At 61.5% G+C, this 16616-nt stretch carries 12 protein-coding genes; all 12 read left to right on the top strand.

What is annotated here, in order from left to right; translation table 11 throughout:
- The first annotated feature begins 34 nt into the window (after window positions 1-34).
- The 12 genes from B0G62_RS13220 to B0G62_RS13165 all read left to right on the top strand — a co-directional run bounded on the left by B0G62_RS13220 (window position 35) and on the right by B0G62_RS13165 (window position 16529).
- Window positions 35-1132 carry a CaiB/BaiF CoA transferase family protein gene (locus tag B0G62_RS13220; protein ID WP_103704628.1) on the top strand — a complete coding sequence of 366 codons (1098 nt, stop codon included), beginning with the start codon at window positions 35-37 and terminating at the stop codon, window positions 1130-1132.
- A gap of 109 nt (window positions 1133-1241) precedes the next feature.
- Window positions 1242-2492 carry an MFS transporter gene (locus B0G62_RS13215; RefSeq protein WP_244193221.1) on the top strand — a complete coding sequence of 417 codons (1251 nt, stop codon included), beginning with the start codon at window positions 1242-1244 and terminating at the stop codon, window positions 2490-2492.
- A 117-nt stretch (window positions 2493-2609) separates the two neighbouring features.
- Window positions 2610-3668 (top strand): porin, encoded by a 1059-nt coding sequence (locus tag B0G62_RS13210; RefSeq protein ID WP_103704626.1) that lies wholly within the window; start codon window positions 2610-2612, stop codon window positions 3666-3668.
- 60 nt (window positions 3669-3728) lie between these two features.
- Window positions 3729-4097 (top strand): BON domain-containing protein, encoded by a 369-nt coding sequence (locus B0G62_RS13205; protein ID WP_103704625.1) that lies wholly within the window; start codon window positions 3729-3731, stop codon window positions 4095-4097.
- A gap of 40 nt (window positions 4098-4137) precedes the next feature.
- On the top strand, window positions 4138-5487 hold the full coding sequence (locus B0G62_RS13200) for a serine hydrolase domain-containing protein (protein ID WP_244193220.1): 1350 nt from the start codon (window positions 4138-4140) through the stop codon (window positions 5485-5487).
- A 349-nt stretch (window positions 5488-5836) separates the two neighbouring features.
- Window positions 5837-6010, top strand: coding sequence for a hypothetical protein (locus B0G62_RS13195; RefSeq protein WP_181315578.1), 174 nt, complete (start codon window positions 5837-5839; stop codon window positions 6008-6010).
- A gap of 256 nt (window positions 6011-6266) precedes the next feature.
- A complete protein-coding gene (locus B0G62_RS13190; protein ID WP_208624224.1) occupies window positions 6267-9119 on the top strand; it encodes a putative bifunctional diguanylate cyclase/phosphodiesterase in 2853 nt (950 codons plus the stop codon).
- Between the two features lie 30 nt (window positions 9120-9149).
- Window positions 9150-9965: a response regulator transcription factor gene (locus B0G62_RS13185; RefSeq protein ID WP_322789233.1), complete on the top strand. Its 816-nt coding sequence runs from the start codon at window positions 9150-9152 to the stop codon at window positions 9963-9965.
- A 45-nt stretch (window positions 9966-10010) separates the two neighbouring features.
- Entirely contained in the window at window positions 10011-13181 is a 3171-nt protein-coding gene (locus B0G62_RS13180; RefSeq protein ID WP_103704623.1) for an ATP-binding protein, read from the top strand.
- A 145-nt stretch (window positions 13182-13326) separates the two neighbouring features.
- On the top strand, window positions 13327-14283 hold the full coding sequence (locus tag B0G62_RS13175; RefSeq protein WP_103704622.1) for a chemotaxis protein CheV: 957 nt from the start codon (window positions 13327-13329) through the stop codon (window positions 14281-14283).
- A gap of 211 nt (window positions 14284-14494) precedes the next feature.
- Window positions 14495-16144 (top strand): methyl-accepting chemotaxis protein, encoded by a 1650-nt coding sequence (locus B0G62_RS13170; RefSeq protein WP_279629752.1) that lies wholly within the window; start codon window positions 14495-14497, stop codon window positions 16142-16144.
- A gap of 100 nt (window positions 16145-16244) precedes the next feature.
- Entirely contained in the window at window positions 16245-16529 is a 285-nt protein-coding gene (locus B0G62_RS13165; protein WP_103704620.1) for a hypothetical protein, read from the top strand.
- Window positions 16530-16616 lie beyond the last annotated feature (87 nt).

Here is a 16616-nt window from a genome sequence, read left to right as displayed (position 1 = left end):
CGCCTGCTACACCGGTATAAAGAAAGTGACTCGAATGAAACCTGACTGGTCCTGCCTGAAAGACGTAAAGATCGTGGATCTCAGCCAGTTGCTGCCTGGCCCGCACGCGACGACGCTGCTGATGCAACTCGGCGCCGATGTCGTCAAGGTCGAACCGCCCGGGAGCGGCGATTCGGCACGGCAACTCGGTCCCGCCGTGTTCGCGCAGCTCAATCGTGGCAAGCGTTCCGTTGCCCTCGACCTGAAGGACGCGGCCGGCAAGGCGGCGTTTCTCGATCTGGTGCGCAACGCCGATGCGGTGGTCGAAGGTTTCCGGCCGGGTGTGATGCAGCGTCTCGGACTCGATTACGCGGCACTCGCGCAGATCAATCCGCGCTTTGTCATGTGCTCGATTTCCGGCTTCGGCCAGGACGGTCCATACGCGCAGCAGGCCGGCCACGATCTGAACTATCTCGCGCTCGGTGGATTCTGGTCGATACCGGTGCAGGTGCACGACAAGGTGGCGCGGCCACGGGTGCGGGTGGCGGACTATGCCGCGTCGAGCCATGCGGCGCTGGCGCTGGCCGTTGCCATTATGAGCGCCCGTCAGAGTGGCCGCGGCCAGCACCTGGATGTATCGATCCACGATTGCGTGATGGCCTGGACCGCGCCGGCGGCATGGGCTGCGCGGGAATATATGGAGCAGCCGCTGGAATCGCCCGGTGTGATGCCGGAGAACGACATTTTCGAAACGCGCGACGGACGCCACCTCGCGTTGGGCATTCTGGAAAACAAGTTCTGGATGAATCTGCGCGATGCGCTCGGCGCCGATTTCCCCGCATTGATGGACGAGCGTTTGGCGGCCCGCGCCGGACGGCAACAACGCAAGCGGGAGGTCAATACGCTGCTCGCGAAGATTTTCCTGACCCGCACACTGGCCGAATGGCTCGACACGCTGGGTCCGTTCGATCTACCGGTCTCGCCGCTGCTCGACGCGAACGAACTCTTCTGCGACCCGCACGTACGCGCGCGAGGCATGGTCCGTGACATCGCGGCCGGGAAGACCATCGCGATGCGCTTTCCCGTGAAATTCTCGCAGGGCTTGCCCGACGGCGACGACAGCGTTCCCCGGCTCGGCGAGCACGAGGGCTGATCCGGTCGGGAAGTATGCGCCGGACAACAACATTCAAATAATGGAGACGACAGGAATGGCAGCAGACAGTAGCCGGTACCGGCCGTTCCGGGCGTGGTCAATTGCGGTCATGCTCGCGCTGATGATGCTGGTGAATTTTCTCGACAAGGTCGTGCTGGGTCTCGTGTCCGTGCCGATGATGCGGGAGCTTCATCTCTCGCCCACCCAGTTCGGCCTGATCGGCGGTAGCCTCAACTGGCTGTTTTCGATCTCCGCGGTACTCGTCGGCGTCGCGGCTAACCGTACTTCGACGAAGTGGCTGTTGCTGGCGATGGCCGCCGCCTGGGCCGCCCTCCAGTTGCCGATGCTCGCGGCCACCTCGATCTGGAGCATCATCGCGTGCCGTGTATTGCTGGGGGCAGGGGAAGGGCCGGCATCACCCGTGGCGGTACACGCGCTTTACAAGTGGTTTCCCGATGAGAAGCGCAATCTTCCAGTCGCCGTGCTTCATCAGGGCAGCGCACTCGGTCTGCTGGTCGCCGGCCTGAGCATCCCTGCCATCACCGCTCATTGGGGCTGGCGCGCGAACTTTCTCATACTGTCCGTGCTCGGGGGGCTGTGGTGTGTTGCGTGGCTCGTGTTGGGCGCCGAAGGGCAACTGGCCCGTGCTGAACGCGCGGGTTCCGGGAGCCGGATACCGTATGCGTTGCTGTTGACGGACCGCACTGTCCTCGGCATCTTCGTCGGGCATTTCGCCGCGAACTGGATACTCGCGATGACGCTCACCTGGATTCCGACCTGGCTACAACTCGGAATGGGCTATGAATCCCATATGGCCGGCAGGATGTTTGCGCTTTTCGTCGCGATCACCGCACCTTTGAGCCTGGGTCTCGCCGGTCTGTCGCAGCGGTTGTTGTCGGCGGGCATGCCTTCCCGGCTAAGCCGCGGCTGCTTCGTATCGGTGACGCTGATCGTGGCGGGTCTGATGATCGCCTCCCTTGCCTCGCCGTGGTTCACGCCGATGGAGAAGTTCGCCCTGCTGACGCTCGGCAGCGGCATGACGCTCGTGATGTACTCCGTCGGACCGGCCATGCTCGGCGAAGTCACGCCCGACTCGCAGCGCGGCGGCATGCTCGCGCTGAGTAACGGCTTCTCGTCGCTCGCGGGACTGGCTGCGCCCATTGTTACCGGAATGCTGATCGACGGCGCTGGCGGCTCGACCGCGCGCGGATTCGAGCAGGCATGTCTGACCTGCGGTGTCGTTTTGCTCGGATGCGGCGTGCTGTGCGTCTTTTGCCTTGACCCACAGCGATCGGCACGACGCATTACCCACGAATCCTGCCGCAGGGACGTGCATCACATGCGTGCCGACCAAGGCTAAAGACGTCGCCGGGAAAGCCACCGATACAATCTCACAGAACTCACGGGGGATATTCACAACACGAATTTTCAATCAGGAATCCATATTATATTTATTAAATAAAAATCATGGAGACGTATGAAGAAGATTATGTTTGCGACAGTTCTGGGTGTGCTCACAAGTGCCTCGCACGCGCAGTCGAGCGTTACGCTGTATGGTGATGTCGGCGGCGGCGTCCGCTGGACGAATGGTGTCAAGGGCGGATCGGTACTCGGATTCGACAACACCATCATTTACGGCAACCAGTTCGGCTTCAGCGGCAAGGAGGACCTGGGTGGAGGACTCAAAGCCATCTTCAAGCTTGAAGGTGCGTTCAGCAGCGGCACAGGCGCACCGAAAACATCGAGCACCCTGTTTTCGCAGGCGGCTTTTGTTGGATTGACTGGGGATTTCGGGCGTCTGACGTTCGGGCGGCAGCTCAACGCGAACGAGGACTTCGGCATTCTGATCGATCCGAGCGGCGGACGAGGAGCGTCGCTTGCCATCGAGCCGGGGGTTGTGTTCGGTGCCAACTACTTCACGCTCGACTCCCGCTTTAACAACACGATCAAGTATCTCGGGCAGCTTGGTGGGTTCCGCTTCGGGGCCAGTTATTCACCGGGTGGTGTGGCGGGCGATACGCGTGCCGGGACGAATTTTTCTGGAGCGGCGATGTATCAGTGGGGGCCCGCACTCGGCGGCGTTTCTTACCAGAAGACATGGAACGCGAGCGCAAATCAGTGGGCGCAGACGTTTCAGACTGGCGGAACGCTTCAGCTTGGCGCGGCACGCCTCTATGCGGGTTACAACGACCTGACCGTAACGGCCAGCACTTCGGGCAAACCCAGCCGTCGCGACAAAATTCCGGACGTCGGCGTCGTGTGGGCATTCACACCCGAGTTCCAGGTCACTGCGGCTGCTTACTATGACATGGCCAGCAACCTCGGGAACGTCGAAGGCGCCGGCGGCCACAAGCTCACCACCTATGCGGTCGCGGAATATTTCCTCTCGAAGAAGACCGAACTGTATGCCGAACTGGATTACAACGGTTTCTCGGGTGCCTACCGTTACGATCCTTCCAACATCGCGGCTCTTGGACTGACGCGCGGTGGCCGGACGTTGACCGGCGCATCGATTGGTCTTATGACCCGGTTCTAGCCTTGACGCAGATGTCCGCGTCTCAGGATTCCACATTCATCGATATCGAAAATAATCAGTATGGCTAACTACAACAGGAACCTGCAGGCGTTGTTGGTCGCGATGCTCTTCTGCGCTACCAGCGGCGCATATGCTCAAACCGCGCCCGCGGATAGCGGCGACGCCAGTTCCGGCTTGAACGCCGGAACGACTGCCAAAGCCGTGAAGGCCACGGACCGCAAGCTCGCCCATCGGGTTGCCACCGCCCTGGCCCGGACCCGTGGACTGGACTCCGCCCGCATTTTTGTGAAGGCGCGCGAGGGCCGCATTACGCTGACCGGCTCGGTGACGGATGTGGGGCAAGTCTCGCTCGCGGAAGATGCCGCTAAACGCGTCGACGGCGTGAAGGCCGTTGACAATGACGTCCGTGTGGCTGGCCCGTCGCTGTAATCGACGTCTACCGAAACACTCAATCCCAACGGAAAAACGTATGAACCTCAGGAAGTCTGCCAATGCTTCGCCCCGTTTGCGCGCTGCCGTGGCGATGCTTGTCGCTGTGCTTCTGACGCCCGCCGCTTACTCGCAAGAGGCGCCTGCGCCGGTCGATGCGGGTGTTATGCAGGGATTTCCGCCGCCTCCGGACAAACTGGTGACAAAGACCAATCTCTTTCAGGCGTCGAATCTTCGCTGGGCGCTGCAGAACGCGCGCATGACGATGCCTACCGCCAACGTGGAGCATGCACGCGAACCGATGCCGCTACCGAACGGGACCCTGCTCGATCCCGACAAGGTGCAGTTCACCGTGGACGGCACGACGGTGGACCTGACCGACTACCTGCGGCAGACCAGGACCGATGGGTTCATCGTTGTCCACAACGGCAAGGTGGTACTGGAGCGTTACTTCAATACTTATTCGCCGCATCAAACTCACGGCTGGGCCTCGATGACCAAATCGGTGACTGGACTGATTGCCGCTCAACTGATCGGCGAGGGAAAACTCGACCCGGAAGCGAAACTGTCGACCTACGTGCCTGAACTGGCGGGCACCCCGTTTGGCGATGCGACGCTCCAGCAGAACCTCGACATGGAAGTGCCGGTTACCTACCCGGCAGCCCTGCCGCCCGATCTGGGCCTGTTCGCCGCGGTGGGTTTCATTCCTCGACGCCCCGGCGCGCCGGACAACATCTACGATTTTCTGAAGGTGGCGCGCGCCACGCCGAACGAAACGGCAGGCGACATCTGGTTCTACCAGAACGGTTCGCCCGAGGCCGTTGCCTGGGCCATGCGGCGCGTGACGGGGCAGTCATGGAGCGAACTGGTCTCCCGTTCCATCTGGCAGAAAATCGCGGAAGATGATGGCGACGCAGTCGTGGACCGGATGGGTGCCGAAATGGCGAGCGGGGGATTCAGTTCGACGCTGCGCGATGCTGCACGTTTCGGCGAACTGATGCGTTTGAGCGCTGGGGGCAATTCGCGGTTTTTTCCGGCTTCGGTGACTCGTGTTGCGTTGAAACAGGCGGATAACGCTGCGGGCTTCGCGAAAAGCCGTCTTGGGCCAGGACGGCCGGGCTATACCTATCATGACTACTGGTATCAGGTGAACGACGGTGACGGCTCATTCTCGGCCGGCGGACGATTTGGGCAATCGATTCTCGTGAATCCCAAAAATGGCCTGACGATAGTCAAGTTCTCCTCTTATCCCGACGCGGCGCCACGACCGGTCAGCGCAGTGTCGGGCCAAGCCGGCGCGCAGACGGAAAGCGCCGCCTCGCCGTCCCCGCTGTTGTCGGCTGCGGCGCTGAACGCAGCAGCGAAGGCAATCGCATCGGCTGTCAACTGAGGTCGTCGTGCACCGGAAAAGCGATTTTCAGCACGGGACTCCGTGGTCTGCACGATAAAGCGCCTGTTCTCCGGAACGCGGCGCTGCAACTTTCTGGCGTGCTTAAAAAAGACAGGGGAAGGTCGCTTGTCGTGGAGCAAGCGTGAAGGCAGCGAATAAAATATTCCGCCTGATGCGTGAAGATACCGTCTTCACGCGTCATTAACTGGAGTGTCAGCACTCGCGAGGACGGAATAGCGTCGAGCCTGGTGAACTGGCCGCGCACGGCTTCAGAGCCAGGTGTAATGGCCGGAAGCCCGATCATGAGCTTGGCATTTGCGAGAACACCAACGGCCTGCTGCGCCGGTACATGCCTAAGGGCGCCGATCTCCCGGTGCTCACGCCGCGCCAGCTCGACGCGATTGCGATGGAAATGATGCGCCCACACAAGACGCTTGACTGGCGCACGCCGGCGGAAGCGCTTATCGAGAACTGCAAAAAGCAGGGGATGGAAATTGACCCTACTGTTGCACCTGTAGCTTGAAACCGCCCAGATATTCGGTTGTGTTTGAGTAGTTTTACTCTTTCCTGAACGGGATTCGTGTCGGATTATTCGGCTAGTGCCGAAAAGTATTGTCGACATCAGGGGTTCGGCATCACTTTGCGGCGCGACGCACGGGCGCCTCCTGTCGCACGGACGGGCGAACTCGCCTATTTATCCGAGTATTGCACGACTAGTCGAAATGACCCGATGGCCTGACTCACGAGCTAAAGTGCTATTGCGCCCCGCAGTCTGGATCATGCGCAGGTTGAGTTATCCGCAGCGCTTTGGCGTTATCGTGATCGTTTTCGTGCTGGCAATCATGTTCCTGTGCTTGCGTCTCGTTCACGATACGCAAACGCAGATCGCATTCACCGGGCGTGAACTGATGGGCGTTGAGTACCTGAAGCGCGCTCGTGTGCTCGCAGGGCTCGTGCAGGCCAACCGCTTTGCGGCAATCGAGTACAGCGTGGGGTACCCAGGCTCAGGTGCAGCGTTGGCGTCCTTGCACTCGCAGGTCGTGAAGGCGGCTGCGCAGTTCGACGCCATGCCGCAACGAGGCGCGTGGACTATCGGCGAGCCCGATCCGCTCCGCCAATTCGTTTCCGCGTGGGGTGCTGCCGGCACCGATCCGTCGCGCAGGGCGGACGCGGCATACGATGGTCAGGATGCGCTGGCGCAGCGATATTCGCATATGGTCACCGACATTTGCGACCGTTCCTATCTCACGCTCGATCCGGTTCTTGAAACCTACTATCTTGGCGACGTGGTATGTGAAAAGATCCCGGGTGCGCTCGAGCGCACCGGCGATTCGCACGGCCTGCTTGCGCTGATCTGGCTGCGCGAGGTCGGTATGGCCGACTTGGGGCTGGTGAGCCGTCTGCATGGTCTCGGAGCCATGGAAAGCGACGGGTACAGGAGCACGGTGCGGGAACTGAACAAGGTCATCGACGTGGACCCCAGGCTCGAACGCGAGCTCGCACCGCCGCTGGAAGCGTATCGAGCCGCGCTGAAGCGCCAGCGCAATGTCGAGGAGAGCGTACTGTCCGGGCAGGTGGACACGCCGGTCGAAGCGTTCATCATGGCAACGCCGCCCACCGTAGAAACCATCGACAGGCTGAACGCGCTGTGCCTGGAGCAACTCGATCGCCTGCTTTCGCAGCGGCTGCATGCCAAGATCCTGCTGCGCAATCTCTATGTCCTGACGGCCGCCGCCACGCTGCTAGCCACGGCTTACCTGTTCTTCGCGCTTTATGTCTCGATTACGGAGGACCTCGGCGGCGAGCCGTTCTACGTGAGCGACACGATCAAGCGTATTGCACAGGGGCGGTTGAATACCGATATCGCGCTGCCGGCGGGCGGATCGGATAGCGTGATGGCGTCGGTCGTCGCAATGCGCCGCGATCTTCAGACCGTACGTGAACGGGAACTGGCCGCGACGGTGTTCGAAGCCAGCCACGACGGCATTGTCATCGCTGACGAGAGCCAGCAGATCGTCGCCGCGAATGCGGCGATGCTCGCCATGATGGGCAGCCCGCTCGCTGACGTGCTGGGCAAGTGGATGTGGTTCTTTCTCGATGGCCTCGCGGGTTTCCCATGGGCCGACATCAAGCAGCACCTGGTACAGGCTCATTACTGGCAAGGAGAGGTTGCGGCCCGGCGTCACGATGGCTCCTCCTTTCCGGCACGCCTTTCCGTCACTTCGGTTGGAGATGGGGGAAGGGAGGGGCACGGTACTTTTGTGATGATGATCAGCGATGTGGGGCAACAGAGGGCCGATAGCGATCGCATCCATTACCTCGCCAATTTCGATCCGCTGACTGGCTTGCCCAACCGCCGGGTGGTGTTCGAGCGCATCGAGCGGCGGATGAGCGAAGAGGGTGCGGAGCATCGCGCGTTTGCCTGTCTCTTCGTCGATCTCGACAAATTCAAGGAAATCAATGATCTGCATGGGCATTCGATCGGCGACCAGCTCCTTCGGATCATCGCGCAGCGAATGCGCGAACAAATGCATGCCGGACAAACCGTGGCCCGCTTCGGCGGCGACGAATTTCTGATTCTGCTCGATGACGCCGAAGAGAACGTCATGGACGCCACGGCGAAGCGGCTGTTGGGCGCGATTGGGGAAGCGTGCGAGATCGGAGAGCATGTCTTCCATGTCAGCGCGAGCATCGGCATGAGCATTTACCCCACGCATGGGACTACAGCGGGCAGCCTCGTCCAGTGCGCGGACATGGCCATGTACGAGGCCAAGCAACAGGGGCGCGACAGGGCGGTGATGTTTCGCCAGCCGATGCTCGAAACACTGAGACGTCGCACGGAAATCGGGCAGCGCCTGCGCGATGCCATCAGGAACCGCCGGCTGCAGGTACGTTATCAACCCCAGTTTCGCGCAAGCACACTGGAACTCGTGGGTCTGGAGGCGTTGGTTCGCTGGTGCGACGACAAGTTCGGCTGGATTTCGCCGGTCGAGTTCATTGCTATTGCCGAGCAGGAGGGGCTGATTTCGGGTATTGGCGACCTGGTGTTCGAGGCGGTGCTGAAGCAGCTGGTGGAATGGCGCGCGAAGGGGCTGACGCTGCGCCCGATCGCGATCAACGTTTCGGCCCACCAGCTCACGCAACCGTTCGACCTCGCGCAGTCGCTACTCGCGGGACTGGTGCCCTACGATCTGCCGCCGAACCTGATCGAAGTGGAAGTCACCGAAACGGCGCTGATGCAGGACGTGGAACACGCGGGTGCCGTACTGCGGCGTTTGTCGGAAGCCGGGGTGGCGGTTGCCGTTGACGATTTCGGCACGGGCTATTCGTCCCTGAATTACCTCGCGCGGTTGCATATCGATCACATCAAGATCGACAGGACATTCATACGCGATCTGTTTGTCAATCCGGACGATACGATTATCGTCACGACGGTCGTGAAGATGGCGCAATCGCTCGGACAAAAAGTGATTGCCGAAGGAGTGGAGACCGTGGAGCAGCTTGAATTCCTGCGCTCGATCGGCTGCGATATCTGCCAGGGGTTCTATTTCGCGCCTGCGCTGGACGCATCGGAACTAGAGCCAATGCTCGAAGGACTCTCCGATGCCGGCGCCACCACGCATTGCGCGTGAGGGGCAAGTCCCAACGCGTTCGAACTGGACATGCAGGGATTGCGCCAATGCCCTGGCGCCGCTCAAATGGGGCACCTTGAATTTGGCTCAAGTCCCCGATCAATTTGCCGACAAAGCAATGAGCCGGTCTGGCGGCGAGCGCGTTGTCAACGGGGTTTCAAAGACAGTAAGCACTTCAAAAATATAGGGTTTGAAAGGACGGGAGTTTGTTTGGTGAGTGGTGGCGTAGCTACGATTTACATCGTCGACGATGACGATCTGGTGCTTTGGCTGTACCAGGAGTTGCTCAGGGGAGTAGCTTTGAGTTTCAAGGTGTTTACGTGCGCGCGAGCGTTTCTCGATAGCTATAGTCCCGGGCCATACGAGTGTTTGATCTGCGATTTGCGTATGCCGCAAACCGGTGGACTCGACTTGCAGCGTGAACTCGTGGCAGCCGGTGCCTGTCTGCCTATCATTTTTGTTTCGGCATACTCCGAAGTGTCGGCGGTCGTGGAGGCCATCAAGGCAGGGGCTTTCGATTTCCTCGAAAAGCCTGTCGACGGTATCCAGTTGCGCGAGAAGGTGGCGAAGGCGCTGGAATACAGTCGCGGGCTCCACCTCGAACGCATGCGAAGGGCCGCACGCGCCGCACGTATGGCGCAGCTCACCTTGAAGGAGCGGCAGATCGCCAACCTGGTGGTTGCGGGCCGTTCGAGCCGCGAGATATCAAGCGAACTCGGCATCAGCACTCGTACCGTCGAGAATCATCGCGCGCGCATCTCGGAGAAACTCCATGTCGGCTCCACGGTCGAGCTCGTACGTCTTTTCTGCGACCTCAACCAGGTTTTCGCTTCGTCGCCGTCGTGATGCGAGGTCGAAGCAGGGCGAGGCGCCGACGCATTCCGGTGAGCCATGCAGCTTCATACTTTCGTGAAGTTTCGTCAGTTTTTTCGCGCAGGTAGCTGGTCTACCGTGTCGGTGACGGCCGTTGCAGTAGTTGTGCTGCTCCTCATCAGCGTGTACACGCTTGCGGTCTCGGCGTCCCGCGAACGCGAGCGCACGGCCTTGTTCACGGAGTCCACGCTGGACGCCGTCGTCAGAACCATGGAGACGCTGAAGGACGACTCGCTCGACCGCATACAGACCATTGCGGCGAACCCGTACCAGATCGAAGTGGCGAGAGCGCTCGTGCAGAACCCGCGTAACCGCGTCTTGCAGCACAGGTACGAGGCGTGGATCACGCCAATATACCGAAGCCGGGGCTTCGCGGGGTACAGCGTGATTCGCCCCGACCTGACGATCGTTGCGGCAAGCAGCGAGGCCTACGTGGGCCAGCAGGTGGAGCCTGTCGCCGCGCGCGCACTGTCGATCGCCGCAGCCGCAGGCCACGCGTTTACGCGGCCGATCGCAGCGGCTTACCCCATTTTCTTTCCTGCCGGGAATGCGCCCGCGGGCACGTTGTATCAGTTGGCTTGCGCCAGAGTCGACGACAGGCATGGGCTGGTTGGCTTTCTCTGTTTGCGGCTCGACCCGGATGTTCGCCTGTTCGAGACGCTAAGGGTAGGCTGGGTCGGCAACACCGGGCAGGCATATATCGTCGATGCCGCTGGGCGGATTCTGTCGCCGCAACGTGTCGTCGGCGGTGTTGGGACGCTTCGGCCAGGGGCGGACCGACACACGCTGCACGGAGCCTCCACGCCTTCAACCGGATCACGCGCGCCGCCGGCGCTGCTCGACCGCATGCGCCGCGCGGGGGCCGGCAGGACGGGCGTGCTCGACGGTTACCGCGGCAATGCGGGCCGCCGCATGATCGGCGAGGGCTACTGGTTTCCCGAGGAGGAGTTCGGGCTGGTGGTCGAAATGGAGGATAACGAAGCATATGGTCCGTACACCCTCTTTCGCAACGCCATTGTCGGCTTGACCGCGGTAGCGGCCACGCTCATTGCGCTGCTGGCCGCCCTGCATTGGCGCAGCCGCCGGGTTTTGCAGGCCAATAACGCGCGCTGGCGCGCGTTCTGCGAAAACGTGCCGCTTGGTCTTGCGTGCGTGACGACGCAGGAGAGGGTGATCGACGCGAATACCGCATTCAGGGCATTCATGGGGATGAGTGACGAGGCCCCTACGAATTCACCGGTCTGGCAAAGCTTGCCGAACCGCCAGATGGCGGCCATTTGCCGACGCGCGCAGCACCATGTGATGCAGACAGGCGTGACCGAGGCTTCAGTGCACAGGTTGGCGTCGAAGGGGACGACGCGGGGCATATTCCGTCTCGTTGCTTTTCCGCTGACCGAGCCCGATTCTGCGCGCATGGTCGGCGTCGGCATGGTGATCGCCGACATTACGCAGCAGGAGCACACCCAACGCGAGTTGGAACTGCTCACGAAGACCCTGGAGTTCAAGGTCGAGCAGCGCACGCGCGAATTGAGCGAGGCGCGCGAGGCTGCCGAAGCGGCCGCGCAGGCCAAATCGCGCTTTGTCGCGAACGTCAGTCATGAGATACGCACGCCACTGAACGGCATCATTGGTATGACGTATCTGGCAAGACAGATCAACCGGAGCGGAAAGCTGGGTGCGTTTCTCGCGCGCATCGATGAGTCTTGCCAGCATCTGCTCGCCATCCTGAACGACGTGCTCGATTTCTCTCGAATCGAGGCCGGAAAATTGTCGGTGGGTACCGCCCAGTTTTCGATCGGCGATATGTGCGAGCGGGTTCAATCACTGTTTGCCGACAGTGCGGCGGGCAAGAATATTGGCTTATGGTCGGAGGTGTCGGCGGCTTTGCCGGACCGGCTGATCGGCAACGCGCTGCGTATTGAACAGATACTGATCAATTTCATTAGCAATGCGATCAAGTTCACGGATGAAGGCCATGTGATCCTGCGGGCGAACGCGGGAAGTGCAGGCCCCCATCGCGTCGAGGTCCGTTTCGAGGTTGAGGATACGGGTGTCGGCATTCCGGAAGAAGCGTTGGCCTCGCTGTTTACGCCGTTTCATCAACTGGATGACTTCAACGAACGCCGTTTCCAGGGCGCGGGTCTCGGGCTCGCGATCAGCAAGAGTCTTGCGGAATTGATGGGCGGCCGTGTTGGGGTTACGAGCTCGCCTGATGCCGGCAGCACTTTTTCGCTCAGCCTCACGCTCAACATCGCGCCAACGGCGGCGTTGCCCGACGACCGGGCCGAGCCGCACCCGCGCGAGGACGAATCCGGCCGGAACCCTTATTCGATGTTGTCCGGCCACGCAGTATGGCCCCTGTTGAGCGGCCGACGTGTCCTGCTTGCCGAGGACAATGCGATCAACCGGGAGGTGGTCAAGGAACTGCTCGAACTCGTGCTGATGCACGTGACGACGGTGGACGACGGCGCTGCGGCGTTGCGCGCGCTCGAAGCGGCGCCTTTCGACATTGTTCTGCTGGATCTTCACATGCCGGTCATGGATGGTCTCAGGACGGTGGCGCGCATCCGCGAGGATGCGCGATTTGCGAATCTGCCGGTGTTGGCGCTGACGGCGAGCGAGGACGACGGCGACCGGGAGCGCTGCAGGACGGCGGGCATGAACGACCTTATTCCGAAGCCTGTCGTTCCGGGACAACTGTATGCGGCGATCGCGCGGTGGCTGCGGGGGACGCACCGGCTGCTGCCGCACTTCGAAACGCAGGAATGGCCCGTCGCGACGCAGGACGAGGGCGGCGCGGTGGCCGCATTGCGGGCTGTCCCCGAGCTTGATGTCGACGCGGGCGTCACGAATGTGCTCGGGCGAGCGGACCTGTACCTGAAACTCGTGCAACGCATACTGGCCGATCGGTCCGACATTCGGTCACGCTTGCACGAAGCAATTGCGCAAAACGATACGCCTCGCGTGCGTTGCGTGTTGCACACGCTCAAGTCGAAGCTAGGCCTGTTAGGCGCGAAGGAACTCATGGGGCGTTGTACAGCGCTCGATGTCAAACTGGCCGGCAGTGACGCCTGTTACGACGAAGTCGCGGTATTCGAGTCCGATCTCGCACGTCTGTTCGCCGCCATGCGCGCAGTGCTCGCGGCTCAGGCCAGAGCTTCGGGCCACCCGGGGTCGGTGCAGGAGTAGTTCTACTCTCCTGGCCGGCGACGCTTCATGGTTATCGTGGGTGAGGGCGCGGAACCCATGGCGCGATGGCACCGCCCTTGGCCGGGGCGTGCCGTTTGCCGGGCGCGCCTCACGCGAAACTGAAATCAACCCTGGAGTCACCGCCATGGCGGCAGAGCACTTTTCGGTAGACGAGCGTACCAGCCTGACGCGATCGAACAATCTGGAGCTTCTGCTGTTCCGCCTCGGCTGCGCCCCGGGCGGCGGTGAACACGAACTCTACGGCATCAACGTATTCAAGATCCGCGAGATCATGTCCATGCCGCGGGTGACGCCTATTGCGGCGTCCTCGCCTTACGTGCTCGGGGCGGCTGAGATACGCGGGCAGACGATCCCGGTGATCGACTTGCCCGTTCTGATGGGGTGCAACCCGGTGCGCGGGAGAAACATATTGCTCGTCGCGGAATTTGCCCGCTCGATTCAAGGCTTCGCGGTGGAAGAGGTCGACGACATCGTGCGGCTCGACTGGGGGCATGTGCTGAGCGCCGAAAACGTGGCGGGTGGCGACCGTGTCACGAGTATCGCGCGGATCGATGGCAATCGGGAGAGTCCGAGACTGGCTCTTGTGGTGGACGTCGAGCAGGTGCTGCGCGACGTGTTTCCGGACCTGCATCGCAACGTGGAACCTGAAGACGTGGGCGCGCCCGCCGTGCTCCCCGCCGGGGCACGAATTCTTGCCGCGGACGATTCGGCATTCGCGCGCAAGCACATCGAGCAGGGGCTTGGAGCGATGGGTGTGGAGTACATCATGGCAAAAACTGGCCTGGAGGCCTGGAACGTGCTGGACCGCATCGCGCATGAGGCCGAGGCGGCGGGCCAGCGCGCGAGGGAGCGGATCGCACTCGTGCTGACCGACCTCGAAATGCCGGAGATGGACGGTTTCATGCTGACGCGGCGTATCCGTGGCGATGCGCGCACGCATGACATCCCCGTCGTGATCCATTCTTCGCTCACCGGCGCGGCGAACGAAGCGCATGTGCGCAACGCTGGCGCGACGAGCTATCTGTCGAAATTCGCCCCGGGAGAACTCGCCGAAACGATACGCCGGGCTCTCGCCTCATGACATCGGCCGTTGCGCGTATACGATGGCGCGGTCCGCAATGAATCACCACGCTGCCTGAGTACTTTTACGCTTTCAGCTGACTGCGAGGATGAGCTAGTCTGGGGCTACGCTCGCGGCAGGTTCGACCCCGGACCGTGGCAACGGCGAGCACTCCTTGAGCATGGTGAAGTGAGCGAATCTTATGACGATACGACTGAAGCTTCGGATACTGATGGTCATTACCCTGGCGGCTATGGGATGCATCCTGGCCGTGGTGGTGACGGGCATCCATTCGCTGCTGGAGGTGCAGCAAACGTCGCATCGCCAGGAACTTCAGGTTCGCGGCGTTACGGAAATCAAGGCCAGCGCATTCTCGACCATCCAGCTCGATCCTGCGTCGGACGACACGAAGCGGATCTTCGACAACGCTGACGCCAACATCGCCAAATGGTCCGCCATCGTCAACCAGTCGCTACGCTCGGCGGATCGCCAGGATGCGCTAAGGTCGATAATGGCCAACTGGACCGACTATGACAAGCAATCACGCCAGCTCCTGGATCTGGCCGCTCACGATCCGAAGACGGCCACCGATCAGGTGAGTGCTCTCTATCGTTCAGGATTCCTTCCATTGCAGGCCCGTCTTGAGTCATTCGTCGGCGTATCGGAGCGTGGCGCGCAGGAAGCCGAAGCCGAAGCGGCGCGGGAGAGTGACAGCGTCTTCGACATTTGCGTTTCCGTCATGGTGGCGGGTATGGTGCTCGTCGTCGGCTGGATCCTGATGCTGTCGCGCTCGATTCAGCGAGCGCTGACGACGATGCAGTCGACGCTCGAACAGGCGAGCACGACGCTCGATCTCAGCAAGCGTGTGGTGACGGAGAGCAAGGACGAGATCGGGCTTGCGGCCGCGGCATTCAATCATCTCATGGCGCGCATTGCCGAAGCGATGCACGAGGCGCGTTCCTCGGCGGACGCGGTGGCGGTCGCGTCGGGCGAAATCGCCGCGGGCAACATCGACCTTTCTTCGCGCACGGAGCAGCAGGCCGCGTCGCTGCAGGAGACTGCCTCAAGCATGGAGCAACTCACGGGTACGGTTCACCACAACGCGGAGAATGCGCGCGAGGCGAGTTCGGTGGCGGTGGCTGCGGCGGAGACCGCGGGGCGTGGCAATGAGGCGGTTGCGAAGGTCGTCAGGACCATGACCGAAATCGACGACAGCTCGTCGAAAATCGCCGAGATCATCGGCATCATCGAAGGCATCGCATTCCAGACCAATATCCTTGCGCTCAATGCAGCTGTCGAAGCGGCGCGCGCCGGCGAGCAGGGCCGCGGTTTCGCCGTGGTGGCGGGCGAAGTCCGCGCGCTGGCTCAACGCTCTTCCGCCGCGTCGAAGGAGATCAAGGAGCTCATTCACACATCCGTGGCGCGCGTAGGCGCCGGCAGGCAACTGGTCGGCGAAGCGGGAGCCACGATGGAAGAGGTCATAGCCGCGGTGGGGCGCGTGAGCCACATCATCGGCGAGATCGCCGCAGCGTCGGGTGAGCAAAGCAGAGGGATCGAGCAGGTGGGGCTGGCGATCACGCAAATGGACGAGGTGACACAACGCAACGCGGCGCTGGTCGAGGAAGCTGCCGCGGCGTCTCAGTCGCTCGACGATCAGGCGGCAAGACTGAAACGGGCCGTCGGCGCTTTCAGAATCGCCCAGATGCAGGGCGAGATCCCGTCAGGTGCGGACAGCGTGGCTATCCGGCGCATCGAGACCGCGCCGCGCGCGCGTCCAGTGATTGCTGCGTTGTCATCGCCTGGTCGTCGCCGCGAACCTGCACGCGTCGCATTGTTGAGCAGTCAGAAGGTACACCAGAAAGAGGAATGGGAAACGTTCTAGGATGATGGGCCTGCGGCCGGGTTAAAGTTGCGCCGAAGTATCAGGATTCCTACTGATAATGGCGTTTCCAGACTGAAGCAGGTTTTGACGGGGCGAAGGCATGTCTCACGAATTGCACATCAAGCCGGTCCAGTGGGCCACCAGCGAGAACCTTGAGGTCGTCGACCGACGTTGTACGTATTTGTTCGACTGCTTTTGTGAGCAACGAAACATCATGGCGCTGGCCTATCTGATGCACGCGTGGCCATTGACGAGTACGACACCCGAGGCTCTACACAATTTATTCGAAGTGCTTGGCAATCTCAGGCGATTGCACGGTAATTTGTTAGCTTCCGAACAACGGGGTGTGATCGACAAAGTCCTTGATCATCTTGCCGGGGCATAGGACGCGATCGTCGGGGTGGCGACGGATCGCACGGGGGCAAAACCGTATCGGGGACGAGTGTCGAATTTTCCTCTGTCCAGAAGGAAT

The sequence above is a fragment of the Paraburkholderia eburnea genome, from assembly GCF_002917095.1.
In the GTDB taxonomy this organism is placed as follows: Bacteria; Pseudomonadota; Gammaproteobacteria; order Burkholderiales; family Burkholderiaceae; genus Paraburkholderia; species Paraburkholderia eburnea.
The sequence above is the reverse complement of the archived record's forward strand: the minus strand, read 5'-3'. Positions and strand labels throughout refer to the sequence as shown.

What these genes read in the sequence shown, in the direction of transcription:
- B0G62_RS13205 (WP_103704625.1), top strand. Translation starts at nt 3,729, where the DNA reads ATGGCTAACTACAACAGGAACCTGCAGGCGTTGTTGGTCGCGATGCTC.
- B0G62_RS13195 (WP_181315578.1), top strand. Translation starts at nt 5,837, where the DNA reads ATGCCTAAGGGCGCCGATCTCCCGGTGCTCACGCCGCGCCAGCTCGAC.
- B0G62_RS13200 (WP_244193220.1), top strand. Translation starts at nt 4,138, where the DNA reads ATGAACCTCAGGAAGTCTGCCAATGCTTCGCCCCGTTTGCGCGCTGCC.
- B0G62_RS13220 (WP_103704628.1), top strand. Translation starts at nt 35, where the DNA reads ATGAAACCTGACTGGTCCTGCCTGAAAGACGTAAAGATCGTGGATCTC.
- B0G62_RS13210 (WP_103704626.1), top strand. Translation starts at nt 2,610, where the DNA reads ATGAAGAAGATTATGTTTGCGACAGTTCTGGGTGTGCTCACAAGTGCC.
- B0G62_RS13185 (WP_322789233.1), top strand. Translation starts at nt 9,150, where the DNA reads ATGCAGGGATTGCGCCAATGCCCTGGCGCCGCTCAAATGGGGCACCTT.
- B0G62_RS13175 (WP_103704622.1), top strand. Translation starts at nt 13,327, where the DNA reads ATGGCGGCAGAGCACTTTTCGGTAGACGAGCGTACCAGCCTGACGCGA.
- B0G62_RS13170 (WP_279629752.1), top strand. Translation starts at nt 14,495, where the DNA reads ATGGTCATTACCCTGGCGGCTATGGGATGCATCCTGGCCGTGGTGGTG.
- B0G62_RS13165 (WP_103704620.1), top strand. Translation starts at nt 16,245, where the DNA reads ATGTCTCACGAATTGCACATCAAGCCGGTCCAGTGGGCCACCAGCGAG.
- B0G62_RS13215 (WP_244193221.1), top strand. Translation starts at nt 1,242, where the DNA reads ATGCTCGCGCTGATGATGCTGGTGAATTTTCTCGACAAGGTCGTGCTG.
- B0G62_RS13180 (WP_103704623.1), top strand. Translation starts at nt 10,011, where the DNA reads ATGCAGCTTCATACTTTCGTGAAGTTTCGTCAGTTTTTTCGCGCAGGT.
- B0G62_RS13190 (WP_208624224.1), top strand. Translation starts at nt 6,267, where the DNA reads ATGCGCAGGTTGAGTTATCCGCAGCGCTTTGGCGTTATCGTGATCGTT.